The organism is Ancylobacter aquaticus (assembly GCF_004339465.1).
GTDB classification, from domain to species: Bacteria; Pseudomonadota; Alphaproteobacteria; order Rhizobiales; family Xanthobacteraceae; genus Ancylobacter; species Ancylobacter aquaticus.
The window spans coordinates 686059-700889 of the sequence record NZ_SMFY01000001.1 but is presented as its reverse complement, the minus strand read 5'-3'; the positions used below and the strand labels follow the sequence as shown (position 1 = coordinate 700889).

Genomic DNA, 14831 nt, shown 5'->3' with positions numbered 1-14831 from the left:
TCGCGAAAGCCTGTCAACTTTCGCGGGAAATACTCTAGAAGGGCTCGCCCTTGGGGGGCGGGGTCGCCGCCGACCCGTCCGTCGGCAGGTCCTTGCGCAGGCGCTCGATCATCTCGACAAAGCGCTGGAAGGCATGCTCGGCGAGGTCGATCGCCTGGTCGAAACGCTGGCGCGCCTGCGCTGGCAGTTCCCCGTCTGCATCGGGCGAAGACGCGGCGGGAGGCGAGGCATCGGGTGGGGCGGCATCGGGGGACGTCGCCGGCGGTGGTGCCATGATGTCGGGCACGCCCCCGCCGCCGGAAGCGCGGTTCTTCTCCAGCGCCTCGAGTCGAGCCTGAAGCCGGCCGATCTCCGCCTCCAGCGCCCGTCGGTCATCGGGCACCGTCTCGCAGACCCAACTGCTGGAACGCTGGGCGCAGAACGACATGGCGCCGGATTCCGTGTCGAGCCGCATCAGCCCGCCCTCCACCGGCTGCACGGTGAAGCGCACCCGTTCGACCGCGGCGGACGGATCGGCCCCGGGCTTGCCGGCGGCCGTTTGCGCTTGCGCGAGCACGCTTCCGGCAAGCACGGCGACACCCGCAAGCGCGGCCCTGGCCGAGATACTGAACTCACCCATCGCGAACCCTCCTGCGGCGCCGGCGCGTCTACGGCGTGAACGGCGCCCGTCCGCTCGACAACGCACCGTCGAGCAGTTCGATCCGATCCTGACCCCAGAACACCTCGCCGTCGAGCACATAGGCGGGCGATCCGAACACATCGGCCTCGATGGCGGCGTCGTGATTGGCCTGATAGATCGTCGCCGTCCGGTCCTGCGCGCCCGCGTCGAGCAGTTCGGCCGGCAGGCCAAGCTCCGCCAGCACGGCGGCGAGCGTCGCCGGGTCGGCGAGGTTTTCCTCGCGCTGCCAGACACCGGACATCATCCGCTGGACCAGCGGGCCCACATCATGGCCGGCGATCTGCGTGGCGATGACCAGCCGGTCGGCCGGCTTGGGGTCGAACGGCCAATGGGCCGGCTTGATGTTGAGCTCGATGCCCCGCGTCTCGCGCCAGCGCTTGAGCTCCAGCAGCCGATAACGCTGCCGGGCCGGATGGCGCTTGGAGAGCGGCAGTCCCCCGGTCTCGGCGAAGAGATCGCCCAGCTGCACCGGGCGAAAATTCACCCGCACTGCGTTGCGGCGCGCCAAATCGAGAAACATCTCATGCCCGATGAAGGCCCAGGGACTGATGACGGAGAAGTAATAGTCGATCGAACGGGACATGGGGGCACTCGGCAGAACGGGTTGATCTGGACCTTGCCGCCCACGCTAAAGCATTTTCGCGCGCTGTGGGGCACCGTTCGCGCATGCCCACGCAAAAGCAAACGGCGCCCACGAGGGCGCCGTCGCTGTGTCGTCGATCGCAGGGGAAGCGTTCAGGCGGCGCTGCGGGACGAGAACGCGGCGACCATCTGGCGCAGTTCGCCAATCGCGTCCTCGATCTCGACTTTCTGCTGCTCCAGCAAAGCGAGCTGCTCGCCGCATTTCTCGGCGGTGAGGGCGAGCCCGCCGGCCGGCACCGCGCTGCCTTCGCGCAAGGCCACCATGGCCTTGATCTCCGCCAGGGTGAAGCCGAGCTTCTTGCCCTTGAGGATGATCGCGAGGCGCGAGCGCTCGGCCGCGCTGTAGAGGCGCGTCAGGCCTTCGCGACGTGGGGCGAGCAGGCCCTTGTCCTCATAGAAGCGCAGGGCGCGCAGCGTCACGCCGAATTCGCGGGCGAGATCGCCAATGGTAAAAAAAGCGCTCTCGCCGGAGGCGGCAAGGGCGATGTCGGGGGTGCGTTCGGCCTCGTAGGAAGTGAAATCCATCTGGGCAGCTCCGGGGAAAACGGCGGGTAACGCGACAGCGATGTTGCCCCACTGTCGCAGAGAGGTTGCCGCTAGGGGAGAAAGTCACACCCGACGTTAGGGAAACTTACTGTTAAATGAAAAGTCATCTAATTGATTATGTTGCATTTTTTCAATTTCGTCAGTCGACCTCACCCCCTCCGCTAAGTGCCGCCCGGCCGGTTTCATCAAGCGTCCGGCCCGTGCCACGAGGCCGCGGAACTCCTCGCCTGGTACCTTGATTCCCGCCAGACCGGCGCTCGCGGCACCTGCCGCCACCTCGGCGGACGCCAGCGACTCTGGCACGCGTTAACGCGCCCTTTACCAAGATTCGTAACAGTTGCAGTCGGCAGCCTCCTGCGGTCGCCGCGGTGATTCATGCCGCCATTCGTGCCGGAGCGACGGAGACCAAGGTGAGGCAAGAGGCCCCTTCGACGACCGGACAGATCGCTCCCGAGGCGTGGCGCGCCATGAGCGAGGCGGCCCGGCGGGCTGGCCTTCCGCTCGACCAATGGCTGCGCGGACAGCTCATGGGCACCACCGCCGCCGGCACGCCGCCGGCCGGCATTGACGGGTTGAACAACCTCGCCGAGTTGCGGCGCCGCATCGAGGAACTTGCCGGCCAGATCGGCCGGGCCGACCTTGCCACCGCGACCGACCTTGCCGCGCCGGCCGAGCACCCCGCCTCTTCGCCCCCGGCAGACGTTTCCGCGATGGTGGCCCCGGCCCGTGTCGCCGCGCCGGAAAGCCCCCGCGCGCCTTCCTCCACCGGCTCGACCTATGCCGATGAGCGGCTCGCCGCCGCCATGCGCGAGATCGACCAGCGGCTGGAGGCCCTGCAACTCACCCGTCGGCGCACGGTGACGCCGGAGGCCGCCCCGAGCCCGGCTGCCATCGAGGCTGCGGTGGCCGAGATCGCCGCCCGCCAGAGCGAGCTCGACCGTGACGGCCGACGTCGTCGTGTCGAGAACTCGCCGGAAGCCCTTCCGCCCGCGGCGTCGGCCCTCGAATCGATCGCGCCTGAAACTCCCTCGCCTGAAGCACCATTGCCTGAAGTGCCGGCACGTCCCGCCGCGCCGCTGGCGCAGGAAGCGCTTACCGCTCTCCAGAACGAATTGTCCGGCCTGCGGCAAGCGGTGGGCACCCTGGCGCCGCGCCGCTCGGTCGACGAACTCCAGCGCGTCGTGCAGCAGTTGGTCGAACGGGTCGAGCGCTCCGAAACGCGCGACGAGGGGCTGCGCGCCACGCTGGCGGCGCTGCGCGAGATGATCGGCGGGCTCCGTCTGCCCGAACCGCCGGACCTGCTGCTCGGCCGCATCGGCGCCCTGGAACGCAAGATCGACATCGTCAACGCCAAGGTGGTCGACGGCGCCACGGTGGCCCGCCTGCAGGCGCAGATCAGCGAGATCCGCGAGCTTCTGGCGCGCGCCCTGTCGTCGGATTCGGTGCGGCTGCTAGCCGAGCAGGTGTCGCTTCTCGCCAGCCGCGTGGCGGAGATGGCGGCCAGCGAGGACGAGGCCGTCCGCACTGCGTTCGGCTCGTTGGAGCAGCGCATCGAGACGTTGTCCGAGCGGATCGGCACGCCCTCCCCACTCCCGCTCGACGACCTGCTGGGGCGCCTCGACGCCATCCAGACCGACCTCGCCAGCGCGCGCCGCGAGTTGCCCGCCGGCATGGAGACGCTGATCAAGGGTCTGTCCGACCGTATAGAGCGGATCGAGCGGCCGCTGGAGCGGGCCGACGACGGCGCCCGTTTCGAGGCGCTCGGCCGACAGATCGCGGACCTCTCGCAGCGGGTCGGCAAAGCGCTCGACGGTACGGGCGTTGGCGGTACCGCGATTACCGGCACGGAGATTCCGGGGCAGCTCTCCAGCCAGCTTGCCGGCATCGAACGGGCGGTCAACGACCTGTTCATCCAGATGGAAGAGACGCGGGCAAGCTTGCTGGCGGCCCCCCGTCCTCGCCCGCCGTCCGGTTCCGGCAGCGACCCGGAAGGCGTCGCCGCCCTTATCCGGCGGGAAATCGCCGCGCTGGAGGGCCGGCTGGCCGCGGAGAAGCCGACGGAGCGCGCATCTTTCTCCGCCGCCGCCGCCGAGGCGGCGGTCGCAGCCGAACTGGCCAGCCTCGCCGCCGTGCCACCCCAGGTGAAGGCGAGCGCGATCACCGAGCCCGCGTTCACGCCCGCGCCTGCCTCGATCCCGAAAGCCTTCGAGCCGCAGCTCATGCGCGCCGCGCTGGAAGCGCTCAGCCGTACCTCCGCAGCGCCCCGCCGCGCGCCGGTCGATACGCCCTCGCGCCCGGTTTCCGAGGCCGAGGGCGCTCCCCCGGCAGCAGACGCGGCACCCGGCGACAGTGCCCCGAGCCGGGCCGCCTTCATCGCCCAGGCCCGCCGCGCCGCGAGCCCCGCTGCCAATTCTGCCCTAAGACCCGCCGCTAATCGGCCCCCGCCGGGCGCGCCGGTGGAGCTGCGCAGCCATATCGGCACCCGCGCGGCGCCGCCGCCGGGCCGCTGGCTGGCGCGCATCCGCGCCACGCTGGTCATCGCCCTGTGCGGATCGGCGCTCGCCTATGGTTCCTGGCATCTGCTGGCGCAGTTCCGGCAGGAGCAGCTGAGCGCCGCCGGCCCCGCCACCGTGCCGGGGCCCGAGGACATCACCGGCTCAATCGGCAACGGCGCCCCGCGCGCCCCGGCCGCCCCGTCCAGCCTGTTCTTCTCGCGCTAGAGCACGCGCCGGTCAGCTTGCAACGCAAGTTGATCGGATAACGCGTTCTCTATCATAGAGTTTAGAGCGCGACCCGGTCAGCGGTCCGGCAGGCAGGCGTGGTGGGCGATGCGGTAGGTGCGCGCCGCCCCCACCAGATGCGCGTCGAAAGCGCCGCCGAACAGGCCCGCCAGCGCGGCATGGCGAATGTTCAGCCCCCCCGCATAGGCGCCGAGCGCCGGCATGACGAGGCGCCGGCCATCGGTGGCGAAGCAGCGTCGGCGCAGGCTGCGCCCGCGCACCACCACCCGCGCCACCGGATGGAAATGCCCGGCGATTTCGCCCGCACCGCTCTCCCGTACACGGCCCTCCGCCGGCTCGTGGCGCAGCGTCAGCGGGCCGAGCGTCAGTTCGCCTGCATGCCGGCCGCCGATACCCGGCATCGGCTCGGGATCGTGATTGCCGGCGATCCAGACCATGTCGCGCCCCTGCGCCAGCGCCGCGAGGCTCACGCGCTCCTCCTCGCCGAGCCGGGCGGCGCCACCGCGATCATGGAAGCTATCGCCCAGCGCGATCAGCGTACGCGGGTTCCACCGCGCGACGAGGTGCGCCAGCAGCGAAAGGGTGGCGCGGGTGTCGTAGGGGGGCAGCGGCACGCCGCGCGCGGCGAAAGAGGAGCCTTTTTCCAGATGCAGGTCGGCGACGATCAGCGCCCGCTCGGCCGGCCACCAGAGCGCGCCAGCGGGATCGAGCACCAGCCGCGCGCCGGCCAGCTCGATCTCGCTCTCGCCCGTGCGTTCATCGGCCAGGGTCGCTGTCATCGTCGCCGGCACGCATCGCCTCCCTGATCAGTTCGTCCTCGGCCTCGGCCAGCAGCGCGTCGGAGGCCCCGCCCGCGACCATTTCGCGGCCGATCTCCAGCATCACGGGCACCGCCAGCGGCGAGACACGCGGCAAGGCGAGATGGTCGATTCGGCCCCGTATCCGCGTGAGCATGTCCGAGAGCCGGCGAATGTCCAAGAGCCCCGTCGCCGCATCCGCCCGCGCCGCGCGCAGCAGCACATGGCCCGGCTCATGCCGGCGCAGCACGTCATAGACGAGGTCGGTGGACATCGTCACCTGGCGGGAATTCTTCTCCTTGCCGGGGAAGCGCCGCTCGATCAGCCCGGCGATAACGGCGCATTGCCGGAAGGTGCGCTTCATCAGCGCGGATTCCGCCAGCCATTCCTCCAGATCGTCGCCGAGCATGTCGGCGTCGAACAGAGCGTCGAGCGAGAGCCGCCCCTGCGCGATCGCCAGCGACATGTCGGAGACGCCATAGATCACCAGCGCATAGTCGTTGGCCATGAAACCCAGCGGATGCAGCCCGGCGCGGTCCAGCCTTCGGGTCAGCAGCATGCCCAGCGTCTGGTGGGCGAGCCGGCCCTCAAAGGGGTAGGCGACGAGGTGATAGCGCCCGCCGCGCGGAAAGGTCTCGACCAGCAGGTCCTCCTGTCCCGGCAGGCGCGAGCGCAGCTTCTGCAGTTGCAGCCAGTCGCGCACCTGCCCGGGCAGGCTCGACCAGCGTTCCGGCTCGGAGAGCAGCGCCCGCACCCGCGCGGCCAGGAAGGTGGAAAGCGGAAACTTGCCGCCGGCATAGGAGGGAACGCGCGGCTCCTTGGCATGGCTGCGGGCGACGCGGACCTCGTTCTCGGCAATGGTGAGATATTCCAGCACCTCGCCGGCGAAGACGAAGGTGTCGCCCGGGCTCATCGTCTCGACGAAATATTCCTCCACCTCGCCCAGCACCCGCCCGCCAAAGCGCGCCTTGGCACCGGCAAGGCGCACTTTCAACATGGTGGATTCGACGATGGTGCCGACATTGAGCCGGTATTGCTGCGCCATCATCGGGTTCGCAACGCGCCAGCGCCCGTCCTTCATCTGCCGGATGCGGGCGAAGCGCTCATAGGCGCGCAGCGCATAGCCGCCGGTGGCGACGAACTGGACCAAATCGTCGAAATCCGCGCGGGCAAGGCCCGCATAGGGCTCGGCGGAAACGACTTCCGCAAAAAGCTCGTCAGCGTCGAACGGCGTGGCACAGGCCATGCCGAGCACGTGCTGTGCCAGCACGTCGAGCGCGCCGGTGCGGATCACCGCGCCATCCTGCGCCCCCGCCCGCACCGCCTCCAGCGCGGCCCGGCATTCCAGCACCTCGAAGCGGTTGGCTGGCACCAGCACGGCGCGGGAGGGCTCGTCCAGCCGGTGATTGGCCCGGCCGATCCGCTGCATAAGGCGCGAGGAGCCCTTGGGCGCGCCGACATTGACCACAAGGTCCACCGCGCCCCAGTCGATGCCGAGATCGAGCGAGGAGGTGCACACCACCGCCTTCAGCCGCCCCTCGCCCATCGCCGCCTCCACCCGCCGGCGCTGCGAGACGTCGAGCGAGCCGTGGTGCAGCCCGATGGGGAGGTTGGCGTCGTTGATGTGCCACAGCTCCTGGAACAGCAGCTCCGCCTGCATGCGGGTATTGACGAACACCAGCGTGGTCGTGTGCCGCTCGATCAGGCCGTAGATTTCCTTGAGGGAATGGCGCGCCGTGTGCCCGGCCCAGGGCACATGGGCGGCGCTGTCGAGCATGGACAGGTCCGGGGCGGCGCCGGGATCGGCCACCACAAGCTCCCCGATCTCCCCTTGCCCGCGCTGCGGCACCAGCCAGCGGCGCAGCGTGTCGGGGTCGGCCACGGTGGCGGAGAGGCCGACCGTCTGCACGCCGGGCGCGAGGCGTCGCAGCCGGGCGAGGCCGAGGCTGAGGAGATCGCCGCGCTTCGAGCCGGCCAGCGCGTGCAATTCATCCAGCACGATGCGCTTGAGGTCGGCGAAGAGCGGCTCGGCGTCGCCGGAGGCCAGCAGCAGCGCGATCTGCTCGGGCGTGGTCAGCAAGATGTCCGGCGGGTCGCGCCGCTGGCGCTGCCGGCGCGAGGCGGGCGTGTCGCCGGTGCGGGTCTCGATGCGGACAGCCAAGCCCATTTCCTGCGCGGGCCGCTCCAGATTGCGGGCGACATCGACGGCGAGCGCCTTCAGCGGCGAGATGTAGAGCGTGTGCAGCCCGGGCGGGCGGGCGCTGTTGCGCGGGGCGGGCCGCCCGGCCAGTTCCACCAGGCTTGGCAGGAAGCCGGCCAGCGTCTTGCCCGCGCCGGTGGGGGCGATGAGGAGCGTGGACCGGCCTTCGCGCGCCCGGGCCAGCAATTCCATCTGATGCGCGCGCGGCGCCCAGCCCCTGCCGGCAAACCAGCGTCGGAACGGCTCGGGCAGAAGGTCGTCGGGCGCGGCATCAATGATCACGGCGACAAGCTAATGCCTCGCCGCGCAATTGCGAGGGGGAGCCCGGTCTCGCTCACTCCTCGCGCTGCGCCACCACGACCAGGCCGGGCACCGGCCGGTTGTGTTCCTTGCGCGCCCATTCATCGGTAAAGGCGATCAGGCCCAGCCCCGCTCCGGCCAGGGCCTCCCGCACATAGTCCGGCGCATGGGCGAAGCGCAGCGTGTCGCGCAGCAGCACCCCCGTGCCGTCATGGGTTTCGGTGGTGAAGGCCAGCAGCCCGCCCGGCTCCAGCACGCGGCGGCTCTCGCCAAGGATGGGGGCGAGGTCGTCGAGGTAGCAGAAGGCGTCGCCGGCAAAGACCAGATCGACCTCGCGCGCCTGCCGCTCGCGCAGGTAGGCGACCATCTCGCCGGCCGCCAGCGTGTCATAGATGTTCCGCCGCCGGGCCAGCGCCACCATGTTGGGCGAAAGATCGACGCCCTCCATCGTGCCGATGCGGTCGACAAGGCGGGTGCCGACCAGCCCGGTGCCGCAGCCGAGATCCAGCCCGTGCGCGAAGGCGAAGGAGCGTTCCAGCCGCGCGCAGACACCGGCCAGCGCGGCGTCGATCACTTCCGGCCCGCGATAATCCAGCCGGGCCAGCGCGGCGTCGAAACGGTCGGCATATTGATCGAACAAAGCGCGGACATAGGCCGGACTCATGCCCGCCACCTCGCCCTCCAGCCGGGCGAGGCGCAGCGTGGCACCCAGCGTGTCGGCAGGATCGAGAGCGAGCGCCTGCTCGAAGGCGGCGCGGGCGCCGGGCGCATCGCGGGCCGCCTCACGGGCCTCGCCGAGCAGGAACCAGCCCGGCGCGTAATGGCCGGCGCGGGCCACCGCCTCGGTGAGAAGCTCGGCCGCGTCGGCGGCCTTACCCTCGTCCATCAGCGCGCGCGCCCAGTCGATCCGGCGATCGACCGTGGGGTCGCCGGAGGAAAGAATGAGCCGGCCGGGGGCCATGTGCGGGGGTCTCGCGAAAAAGCTGGAGGGCGCCCTATATAGGTTCCACCATGCGCCCGGAAGAGCTTCTCCACACCACCCCACAGGGGCTTTATTCGCCGGCCGGCGACTTCTTCATCGACCCGACGCGGCCGGTGGCGCGGGCGCTGATCACCCATGGCCATTCGGATCATGCCCGGTCCGGCCACGGCGCGGTCATGGCGACGCGCCAGACGCTGGAGATCATGGCCATTCGCTATGGCGAGGCCTTTGCCGGCACGGTGCAGGCAGCCGATTATGGCGCGCGGCTGGATGTGAACGGCGTCGGCGTCACCTTCCATCCCGCCGGCCATATTCTGGGCAGCGCGCAGATCGCGCTGGAATGGCGCGGCTGCACCATCGTCGCCTCGGGCGACTACAAGCCGGGCGCCGACCCCACCGCCGTGCCGTTCGAGCCGGTGCCCTGCCACGTCTTCATCTCCGAGGCGACCTTCGGCCTGCCGGTGTTCCGCCATCCCCCCGCGGCCGACGAGATCGCCAAGCTCACCGCCTCGCTGGCGCTGTTTCCCGAGCGGGCGCATCTCGTCGGCGCCTATGCGCTGGGCAAGGCGCAGCGGGTGATGGCGCTGCTGCGCGCCGCAGGGCACGACCGGCCGATCCTGCTGCACGGTGCCATGGAGAAGCTGACCGCCTATTACCGCACGCAGGGCATCGACCTCGGCGACACCCGCCCGGCCCGCGACGCCTCCCCGGCCGAGCGCGCCGGCGCGGTGGTGCTGTGCCCGCCGGGCGCGCTGGCCGATGTGTGGTCGCGGCGCTTTCCCGATCCCGTCACCGCCTTTGCCTCGGGCTGGATGCGCATCCGCGCCCGCGCCCGGCAGAACGGCGTCGAGCTGCCGCTGATCATTTCCGACCATGCGGACTGGGACGAATTGCAGGTCGCCATCCGCGCCACCGGCTGCGAGGAGTTGTGGGTGACGCACGGGCAGGAAGACGCGCTGGTGCATTGGGCAACGCTCGCCGGCTTGCGCGCGCGGCCGCTGCACATGGTCGGCTATGGCGAGGAAGAGGGCGAGAGCGCCACCCCCGAGGCGGAGGCGGCCACGACGCCCGCCGAAACTCCGGAGGCGACGCCGTGAACCGTTTCGCCGCTTTGCTCGACCGCCTCGCCTATGAGCCGCGCCGCAACGGCAAGATTCGGCTCATCGCCGATTATTTCCGCCACACGCCCGACCCCGAGCGCGGCTGGGCGCTGGCGGCGCTCACCGGCGCGCTGTCCTTCCGCAACGCCAAGCCCGGCCTGATCCGCCAACTCATCGGCGAGCGCACCGACCCGGTGCTGTTCGCCCTCTCCTATGACTATGTCGGCGACCTCTCGGAGACGGTGGCGCTGATGTGGCCGGCGCCGCACGGGCTGAACGACACCGAACCGCCGCCGCTCTCGGCCATCGTCGAAACCTTCACCCACATAGGCCGCGCCGAGATGCCGGCGGTGCTGACCGCGCTGCTCGACCGGCTGGACGAGACCGGGCGCTGGGCGCTGTTGAAGCTCATCACCGGGGGGCTGCGCATCGGTGTCTCGGCCCGCCTCGCCAAAACGGCCGTGGCGGCACTGGGCGACCACGCGCCGGACGCGATCGAGCTGGTCTGGCCGGGGCTGACGCCGCCCTATCTGGAACTGTTCGCCTGGGCCGAGGGGCATGGGCCCAAGCCCGAGACCGAGGACCCCGCCCCGTTCCGCCCGGTGATGCTCTCCCATCCGCTTGAAGAGACGGATATCGGCCGGCTCGACCCGGCGGAATTCCGCGCCGAATGGAAATGGGACGGCATACGCGTGCAGGCCGCGCGAGCGGCGGGGCAGGACGGGCAGCACGTCACGCGGCTCTACAGCCGCACCGGCGAGGATATTTCCGGCGCCTTCCCCGACCTTGCCGAAGCGCTGGCCTTCGACGGGGTGGTGGACGGCGAACTGCTCATCCTGCGCGAGGGGCGGGTGCAGTCCTTCAACGTGCTGCAGCAGCGGCTGAACCGGAAGACGGTCTCGCCCAAGCTGCTGATGGAGTTTCCCGCCCATATCCGCGCCTATGACCTGCTGGTAGAGGCGGACGAGGATCTGCGCGAACGCCCTTTCGCGGTGCGGCGGGCGCGGCTGGAGGCGCTGGTCGCCGCCCATCCCGCGCAGGGGCGGCTCGACCTCTCCCCCCTCGTGCCGTTTGCAAGCTGGGACGACCTCGCCGAGGCCCGCGCCGACCCCGCCGCCCATGGCGCGGAGGCGGATGCCGAGGCGGTGGAAGGGGTGATGCTCAAGCGCGCGGACAGTCTTTATCTGCCCGGCCGCCCCAAGGGCCCATGGTGGAAATGGAAGCGCGACCCGCACAGCGTCGATGCCGTGCTGATGTACGCCCAGCGCGGCCACGGAAAGCGTTCCTCCTATTATTCCGACTACACCTTCGGGGTTTGGACGGAAGCGGGCGAACTGGTGCCGGTCGGCAAGGCCTATTTCGGCTTCACCGATGCCGAGCTGATCGAGATCGACCGCTTCGTGCGCCGCCACACGGTGAACCGCTTCGGCCCGGTGCGCGAGGTGGTGCACACGCAAACCGAAGGGCTGGTGGTGGAGGTCGCGTTCGAGGGGCTGGCCCGCTCCACCCGCCACCGCTCCGGGCTCGCCATGCGTTTTCCCCGCATCGCCCGGCTGCGCTGGGACAAGCCGCCCGGCGAGGCCGACCGGCTGGAGACGCTGGAGCGAATGATCGGCGATGGCGACGGCGGCGGTGACCAAAGCCACGCTCCCCGCCGGGCGGCGGCCGTGCTAGGGAAGCAGCGTTCGCCTGCCGAGGGAGCCTGATTCATGGCCGACACCAACAACAGTCTCTCCCGATGGATGGGCGGCTCGCCCTTCTGGGTGCTGCTGCGGCTGATCGCGCTCTCGGTGGTGGTCGGCGTCATACTTGCCGCGCTGGGGCTCGACCCGCTGAACATTCTCTCGAGCCTGGAGAGCCTGCTGCGGCATTTGTTCAATTTCAGCTTCGAGGCGATCGAGCGTCTGTGGCGCTATTTCGTCCTCGGCGCCGTCATCGTCATCCCGCTCTGGCTCATCCTGCGCATCGCCAACCGCGGCCGCTGATCCCGTGAGCGTGAGCCTCGCGCTCGCCGGCCGGGTCGAGGTCACGTCCCGGCGCTTTCTCGCCATCGCGCTGCCGGCGACGCTGGCGCAGATGACGACGCCGGTGCTCGGGCTGGTCGCCACCGGGGCCATTGGCAGGCTGGGCGATGCGGTGCTGCTCGGCGCGGTGGCGCTGGGCGCGCTGCTGTTCGATTTCGCCTTCTGGATTTTCGGCTCGATCCGCATGGGCACGGCAGGCCTCACCGCGCAGGCGCTGGGGCGCGGCGAACGGGTGGAACTGCGCGCCGTGCTGGTGCGGGCACTGTTGATCGCCGCCGCCATCGGCCTCGTGCTTATCGTGCTGCACGCCCCGCTGGCCGATCTCGCCTTTCTCGGCATGGGCGCCAGCGAGGGGGTGCGCAGCGCGGCAACGCTCTATTTCTCCATACGCATCCTGTCGGCGCCCTTCGCCATCGGCAATTTCGCCGTGCTCGGCTGGCTGGTCGGCATCGCCCGCACCGATATCGGCCTCGGCCTGCAGATCCTCATCGCCGCCGTGAACGCGGTCGCCACCGTGCTGCTGGTGCTGTGGTGGGATTTCGGCATCGCCGGCGCGGCGAGCGCCAATGTGCTGGCGGAAATCACCGGCACGCTGTTCGGCCTCATGGCCGCCGCCCGGCTGGTGGGCCGTGACTGGCGGGTGCCGTGGCGCACCGTGCTCGACCGTGCCCGGCTGATCGAGACGGTGGCGGTGAACCGCGACATCATGGTCCGCACCGCGCTGATTATGAGCGTGATCCTGTTCTTCACCGCGCAGGGCGCCCGGCAGGACGACGTGACGCTGGCCGCCAATGCGGTGCTCTACAACATCGTCATGGTCTCGGCCTTCTTCCTCGACGGTTTCTCCACCGCCGCCGAACAGATCTGCGGGCAGAGCGTGGGGGCGAAGGACCGGGCTGGTTTTCGGCGCGCGGTGCGGCTGGTTCTGTTCTGGGGCTTCGGCTTCGCCGCGCCCGCCTCCGCGCTGCTTCTGGCGGGAGGCGGACCGCTGATCGACCTGCTCTCGGCCAATGAGCAGGTGCGCGAGGTCGGCCGCGCCTTCCTGCCGCTGGCGGCGCTGACCCCGTTGCTCGGCGTCGCCGCCTTCGCCTATGACGGCATCTATGCCGGCTCGACCTGGGCGCGCGACATGCGCAACATGATGCTGCCGGCGGTGGCGCTGTTCTTCCTCGCCTGGTGGCTGACGCTGCCGCTCGGCAATACCGGCCTGTGGCTCGCCTATCTCGCCTTCATTTCCGGGCGCGGGGTGTTTCTGGCGCTGCGGCTGCCGGCGCTGGAGCGAAGAACGTTCGGCTAGAGCATTTCCCGCGAAAGTTGACAGACTTTCGCGACGAGAAAATGCTCCAGCTTATTGCTCAAGCCGGGAACGGCGCCGCCACCAGTTCGCGCGCGCGGCGTCCGGTCAGCGTTGCGAGCGTCGCGTTTTCGCGCGCCAGACGCGCCACCAGGCCCTCCTTGATCTTCTCCACCAGCCCCAGTCCCTCATAGACCAGCCCGGAATAGAGCTGCACCAGGCTCGCCCCGGCTTCGATCTTGGCGAGCGCGGTGGCGGGGCTGTCGATGCCGCCCACCCCGATCAGCGGGAAGGCGCCGTCCACCCGCACATAGGTTTCCGCCAGCATGCGGGTGGAGAGAGAAAACAGCGGCCGGCCGGAAAGCCCGCCGGTCTCGCCCTTGAAAGGGGAGCGCAGGCCGGACGGGCGGGCGATGGTGGTGTTGGAGACGATCAGCCCGTCGATCCGCCGCCGGCGCGCCACCGTCACCACGCCGTCGAGATGGGGCAGCGCGAGATCGGGCGCGATCTTCAGCAGCAGCGGCACGCCGGGGGCGGCCGCGTCACGCGCCTCCACCACCCGCGCCAGAAGCTCGTCCAGAGCGTGCTCCTCCTGCAGGTCGCGCAGGCCCGGCGTGTTGGGCGAGGAGACATTGGCGGTGAAATAGCCCGCCACCCCGGCAAAGGCACGGATGCCGGAGACATAGTCGGCGGCGCGGTCCGTCGAATCCTTGTTGGCCCCGACATTCACCCCGACAAGGCCGGGCGCCCCGCGCGCGTTGCGGGCGGTGAGCCGCGCCAGCGCCGGCGCATGCCCGCCGCTGTTGAAGCCGTAGCGGTTGATCACCGCGCGGTCCTCGGTGAGGCGGAAATTGCGCGGGCGCGCATTTCCGGGCTGCGGGCGCGGAGTGATGGTGCCGACCTCAACAAAGCCGAAGCCGGCGCCGAGCATCGCGTCCGGCACCTCCGCTTCCTTGTCGAAGCCCGCCGCCAGCCCCACCGGGTTGGGAAAGGCGAGGCCGAAGGCCGAGACGGCGAGACGGGAATCGTCCACCGGCGTGGGCCGGGGCGGCAGGCAGGCCAGCGCGCGGATGGAAAGCCCGTGCGCGGTCTCCGGGTCCATCAGCCGGGCAAAAGGAAGCGCGAGGTCGAGCAGACGGCTCATGAGGTCATCCTTCCAGCGCGGGAAACACATGGCGCCCATGCGGGCCCAGCGGCAGCTCGCGTGTATAGGCCACCGCGTCGAGAGAGAGCGGGCCATAGAGATGGGGGAACAGGTCGCCCCCGCGCGAGGGCTCCCAGCGCAGCAGTGCCGGATCGAGGCGCTCGGTGCGTATGGCGACCAGCAGCAGATCGTCCTGTCCCGCGAAATGCCTGGCCGCCGTCTCGGCAACCTGCCCGGCGGTCGAGAAATGGGTGAAGCCGTCCGCCACGTCGACCGGCGCACCCTCGAACCGCCCGGCGGCCTCGGCCGCCTGCCAGAGCGTGCGCGGCGCGATCTTGTAGATGAGGGTTGCCTGCGCCACTGCCATGTCCGTATCCCCCGC

At 70.3% G+C, this 14831-nt stretch carries 13 protein-coding genes; 5 read left to right on the top strand and 8 right to left on the bottom strand.

Annotation, left to right across the window (positions count from 1 at the left end; all coding sequences use genetic code 11):
- Positions 1-34: 34 nt before the first annotated feature.
- From EV667_RS03245 to EV667_RS03235, 3 genes are all read right to left on the bottom strand, one after another.
- The gene (locus EV667_RS03245; RefSeq protein WP_131833879.1) at positions 35-619 is read right to left on the bottom strand and encodes a hypothetical protein; all 585 of its coding nucleotides are present in this window, start codon (positions 617-619) and stop codon (positions 35-37) included.
- A 28-nt stretch (positions 620-647) separates the two neighbouring features.
- Positions 648-1262 carry a 2-hydroxychromene-2-carboxylate isomerase gene (locus EV667_RS03240; protein ID WP_131833878.1) on the bottom strand — a complete coding sequence of 205 codons (615 nt, stop codon included), beginning with the start codon at positions 1260-1262 and terminating at the stop codon, positions 648-650.
- Positions 1263-1414: 152 nt separating this feature from the next.
- Positions 1415-1846, bottom strand: a complete 432-nt coding sequence (locus EV667_RS03235) for a MerR family transcriptional regulator (RefSeq protein WP_131833877.1) — start codon at positions 1844-1846, stop codon at positions 1415-1417.
- A gap of 431 nt (positions 1847-2277) precedes the next feature.
- Here EV667_RS03235 and EV667_RS03230 point away from each other — a divergent pair, with 431 nt between their 5' ends.
- The gene (locus EV667_RS03230; protein ID WP_245515949.1) at positions 2278-4587 is read left to right on the top strand and encodes a hypothetical protein; all 2310 of its coding nucleotides are present in this window, start codon (positions 2278-2280) and stop codon (positions 4585-4587) included.
- A 77-nt stretch (positions 4588-4664) separates the two neighbouring features.
- Here EV667_RS03230 and pdeM read toward each other — a convergent pair whose 3' ends face one another.
- Genes pdeM through EV667_RS03215 form a run of 3 tightly spaced genes read right to left on the bottom strand, consistent with a single transcriptional unit; the run spans position 4665 to position 8866 of the window.
- Entirely contained in the window at positions 4665-5387 is a 723-nt protein-coding gene (gene pdeM, locus EV667_RS03225) for a ligase-associated DNA damage response endonuclease PdeM (RefSeq protein ID WP_207907665.1), read from the bottom strand.
- Positions 5365-7881 (bottom strand): ligase-associated DNA damage response DEXH box helicase, encoded by a 2517-nt coding sequence (locus EV667_RS03220; RefSeq protein ID WP_207907708.1) that lies wholly within the window; start codon positions 7879-7881, stop codon positions 5365-5367. Before EV667_RS03220 ends, pdeM begins: the two co-directional genes overlap by 23 nt.
- Before the next feature lie 58 nt (positions 7882-7939).
- Positions 7940-8866, bottom strand: a complete 927-nt coding sequence (locus EV667_RS03215) for a class I SAM-dependent methyltransferase (RefSeq protein ID WP_131833874.1) — start codon at positions 8864-8866, stop codon at positions 7940-7942.
- 50 nt (positions 8867-8916) lie between these two features.
- Between EV667_RS03215 and EV667_RS03210 the strand changes: the two genes are divergently transcribed.
- Genes EV667_RS03210 through EV667_RS03195 form a run of 4 tightly spaced genes read left to right on the top strand, consistent with a single transcriptional unit; the run spans position 8917 to position 13308 of the window.
- Entirely contained in the window at positions 8917-9984 is a 1068-nt protein-coding gene (locus EV667_RS03210) for a ligase-associated DNA damage response exonuclease (protein ID WP_131833873.1), read from the top strand.
- Positions 9981-11693: a cisplatin damage response ATP-dependent DNA ligase gene (locus tag EV667_RS03205; protein ID WP_131833872.1), complete on the top strand. Its 1713-nt coding sequence runs from the start codon at positions 9981-9983 to the stop codon at positions 11691-11693. Before EV667_RS03210 ends, EV667_RS03205 begins: the two co-directional genes overlap by 4 nt.
- Before the next feature lie 3 nt (positions 11694-11696).
- A complete protein-coding gene (locus EV667_RS03200; RefSeq protein WP_131833871.1) occupies positions 11697-11972 on the top strand; it encodes a DUF6460 domain-containing protein in 276 nt (91 codons plus the stop codon).
- Between the two features lie 10 nt (positions 11973-11982).
- Positions 11983-13308 carry an MATE family efflux transporter gene (locus tag EV667_RS03195; protein ID WP_131833870.1) on the top strand — a complete coding sequence of 442 codons (1326 nt, stop codon included), beginning with the start codon at positions 11983-11985 and terminating at the stop codon, positions 13306-13308.
- A gap of 58 nt (positions 13309-13366) precedes the next feature.
- Here the strand turns inward: EV667_RS03195 and EV667_RS03190 are convergent, their stop codons facing one another.
- Positions 13367-14449 (bottom strand): quinone-dependent dihydroorotate dehydrogenase, encoded by a 1083-nt coding sequence (locus tag EV667_RS03190; protein WP_131833869.1) that lies wholly within the window; start codon positions 14447-14449, stop codon positions 13367-13369.
- A gap of 4 nt (positions 14450-14453) precedes the next feature.
- Entirely contained in the window at positions 14454-14816 is a 363-nt protein-coding gene (locus EV667_RS03185) for a DUF952 domain-containing protein (RefSeq protein ID WP_131833868.1), read from the bottom strand.
- Between the last annotated feature and the right edge of the window lie 15 nt (positions 14817-14831).

Excerpts from the sequence above, each read along its gene's own strand:
- EV667_RS03245 (WP_131833879.1), bottom strand. The coding sequence starts at position 619 with ATGGGTGAGTTCAGTATCTCGGCCAGGGCCGCGCTTGCGGGTGTCGCC.
- EV667_RS03240 (WP_131833878.1), bottom strand. The coding sequence starts at position 1,262 with ATGTCCCGTTCGATCGACTATTACTTCTCCGTCATCAGTCCCTGGGCC.
- EV667_RS03190 (WP_131833869.1), bottom strand. The coding sequence starts at position 14,449 with ATGAGCCGTCTGCTCGACCTCGCGCTTCCTTTTGCCCGGCTGATGGAC.
- pdeM (WP_207907665.1), bottom strand. The coding sequence starts at position 5,387 with ATGACAGCGACCCTGGCCGATGAACGCACGGGCGAGAGCGAGATCGAG.
- EV667_RS03210 (WP_131833873.1), top strand. The coding sequence starts at position 8,917 with ATGCGCCCGGAAGAGCTTCTCCACACCACCCCACAGGGGCTTTATTCG.
- EV667_RS03215 (WP_131833874.1), bottom strand. The coding sequence starts at position 8,866 with ATGGCCCCCGGCCGGCTCATTCTTTCCTCCGGCGACCCCACGGTCGAT.
- EV667_RS03200 (WP_131833871.1), top strand. The coding sequence starts at position 11,697 with ATGGCCGACACCAACAACAGTCTCTCCCGATGGATGGGCGGCTCGCCC.
- EV667_RS03235 (WP_131833877.1), bottom strand. The coding sequence starts at position 1,846 with ATGGATTTCACTTCCTACGAGGCCGAACGCACCCCCGACATCGCCCTT.
- EV667_RS03185 (WP_131833868.1), bottom strand. The coding sequence starts at position 14,816 with ATGGCAGTGGCGCAGGCAACCCTCATCTACAAGATCGCGCCGCGCACG.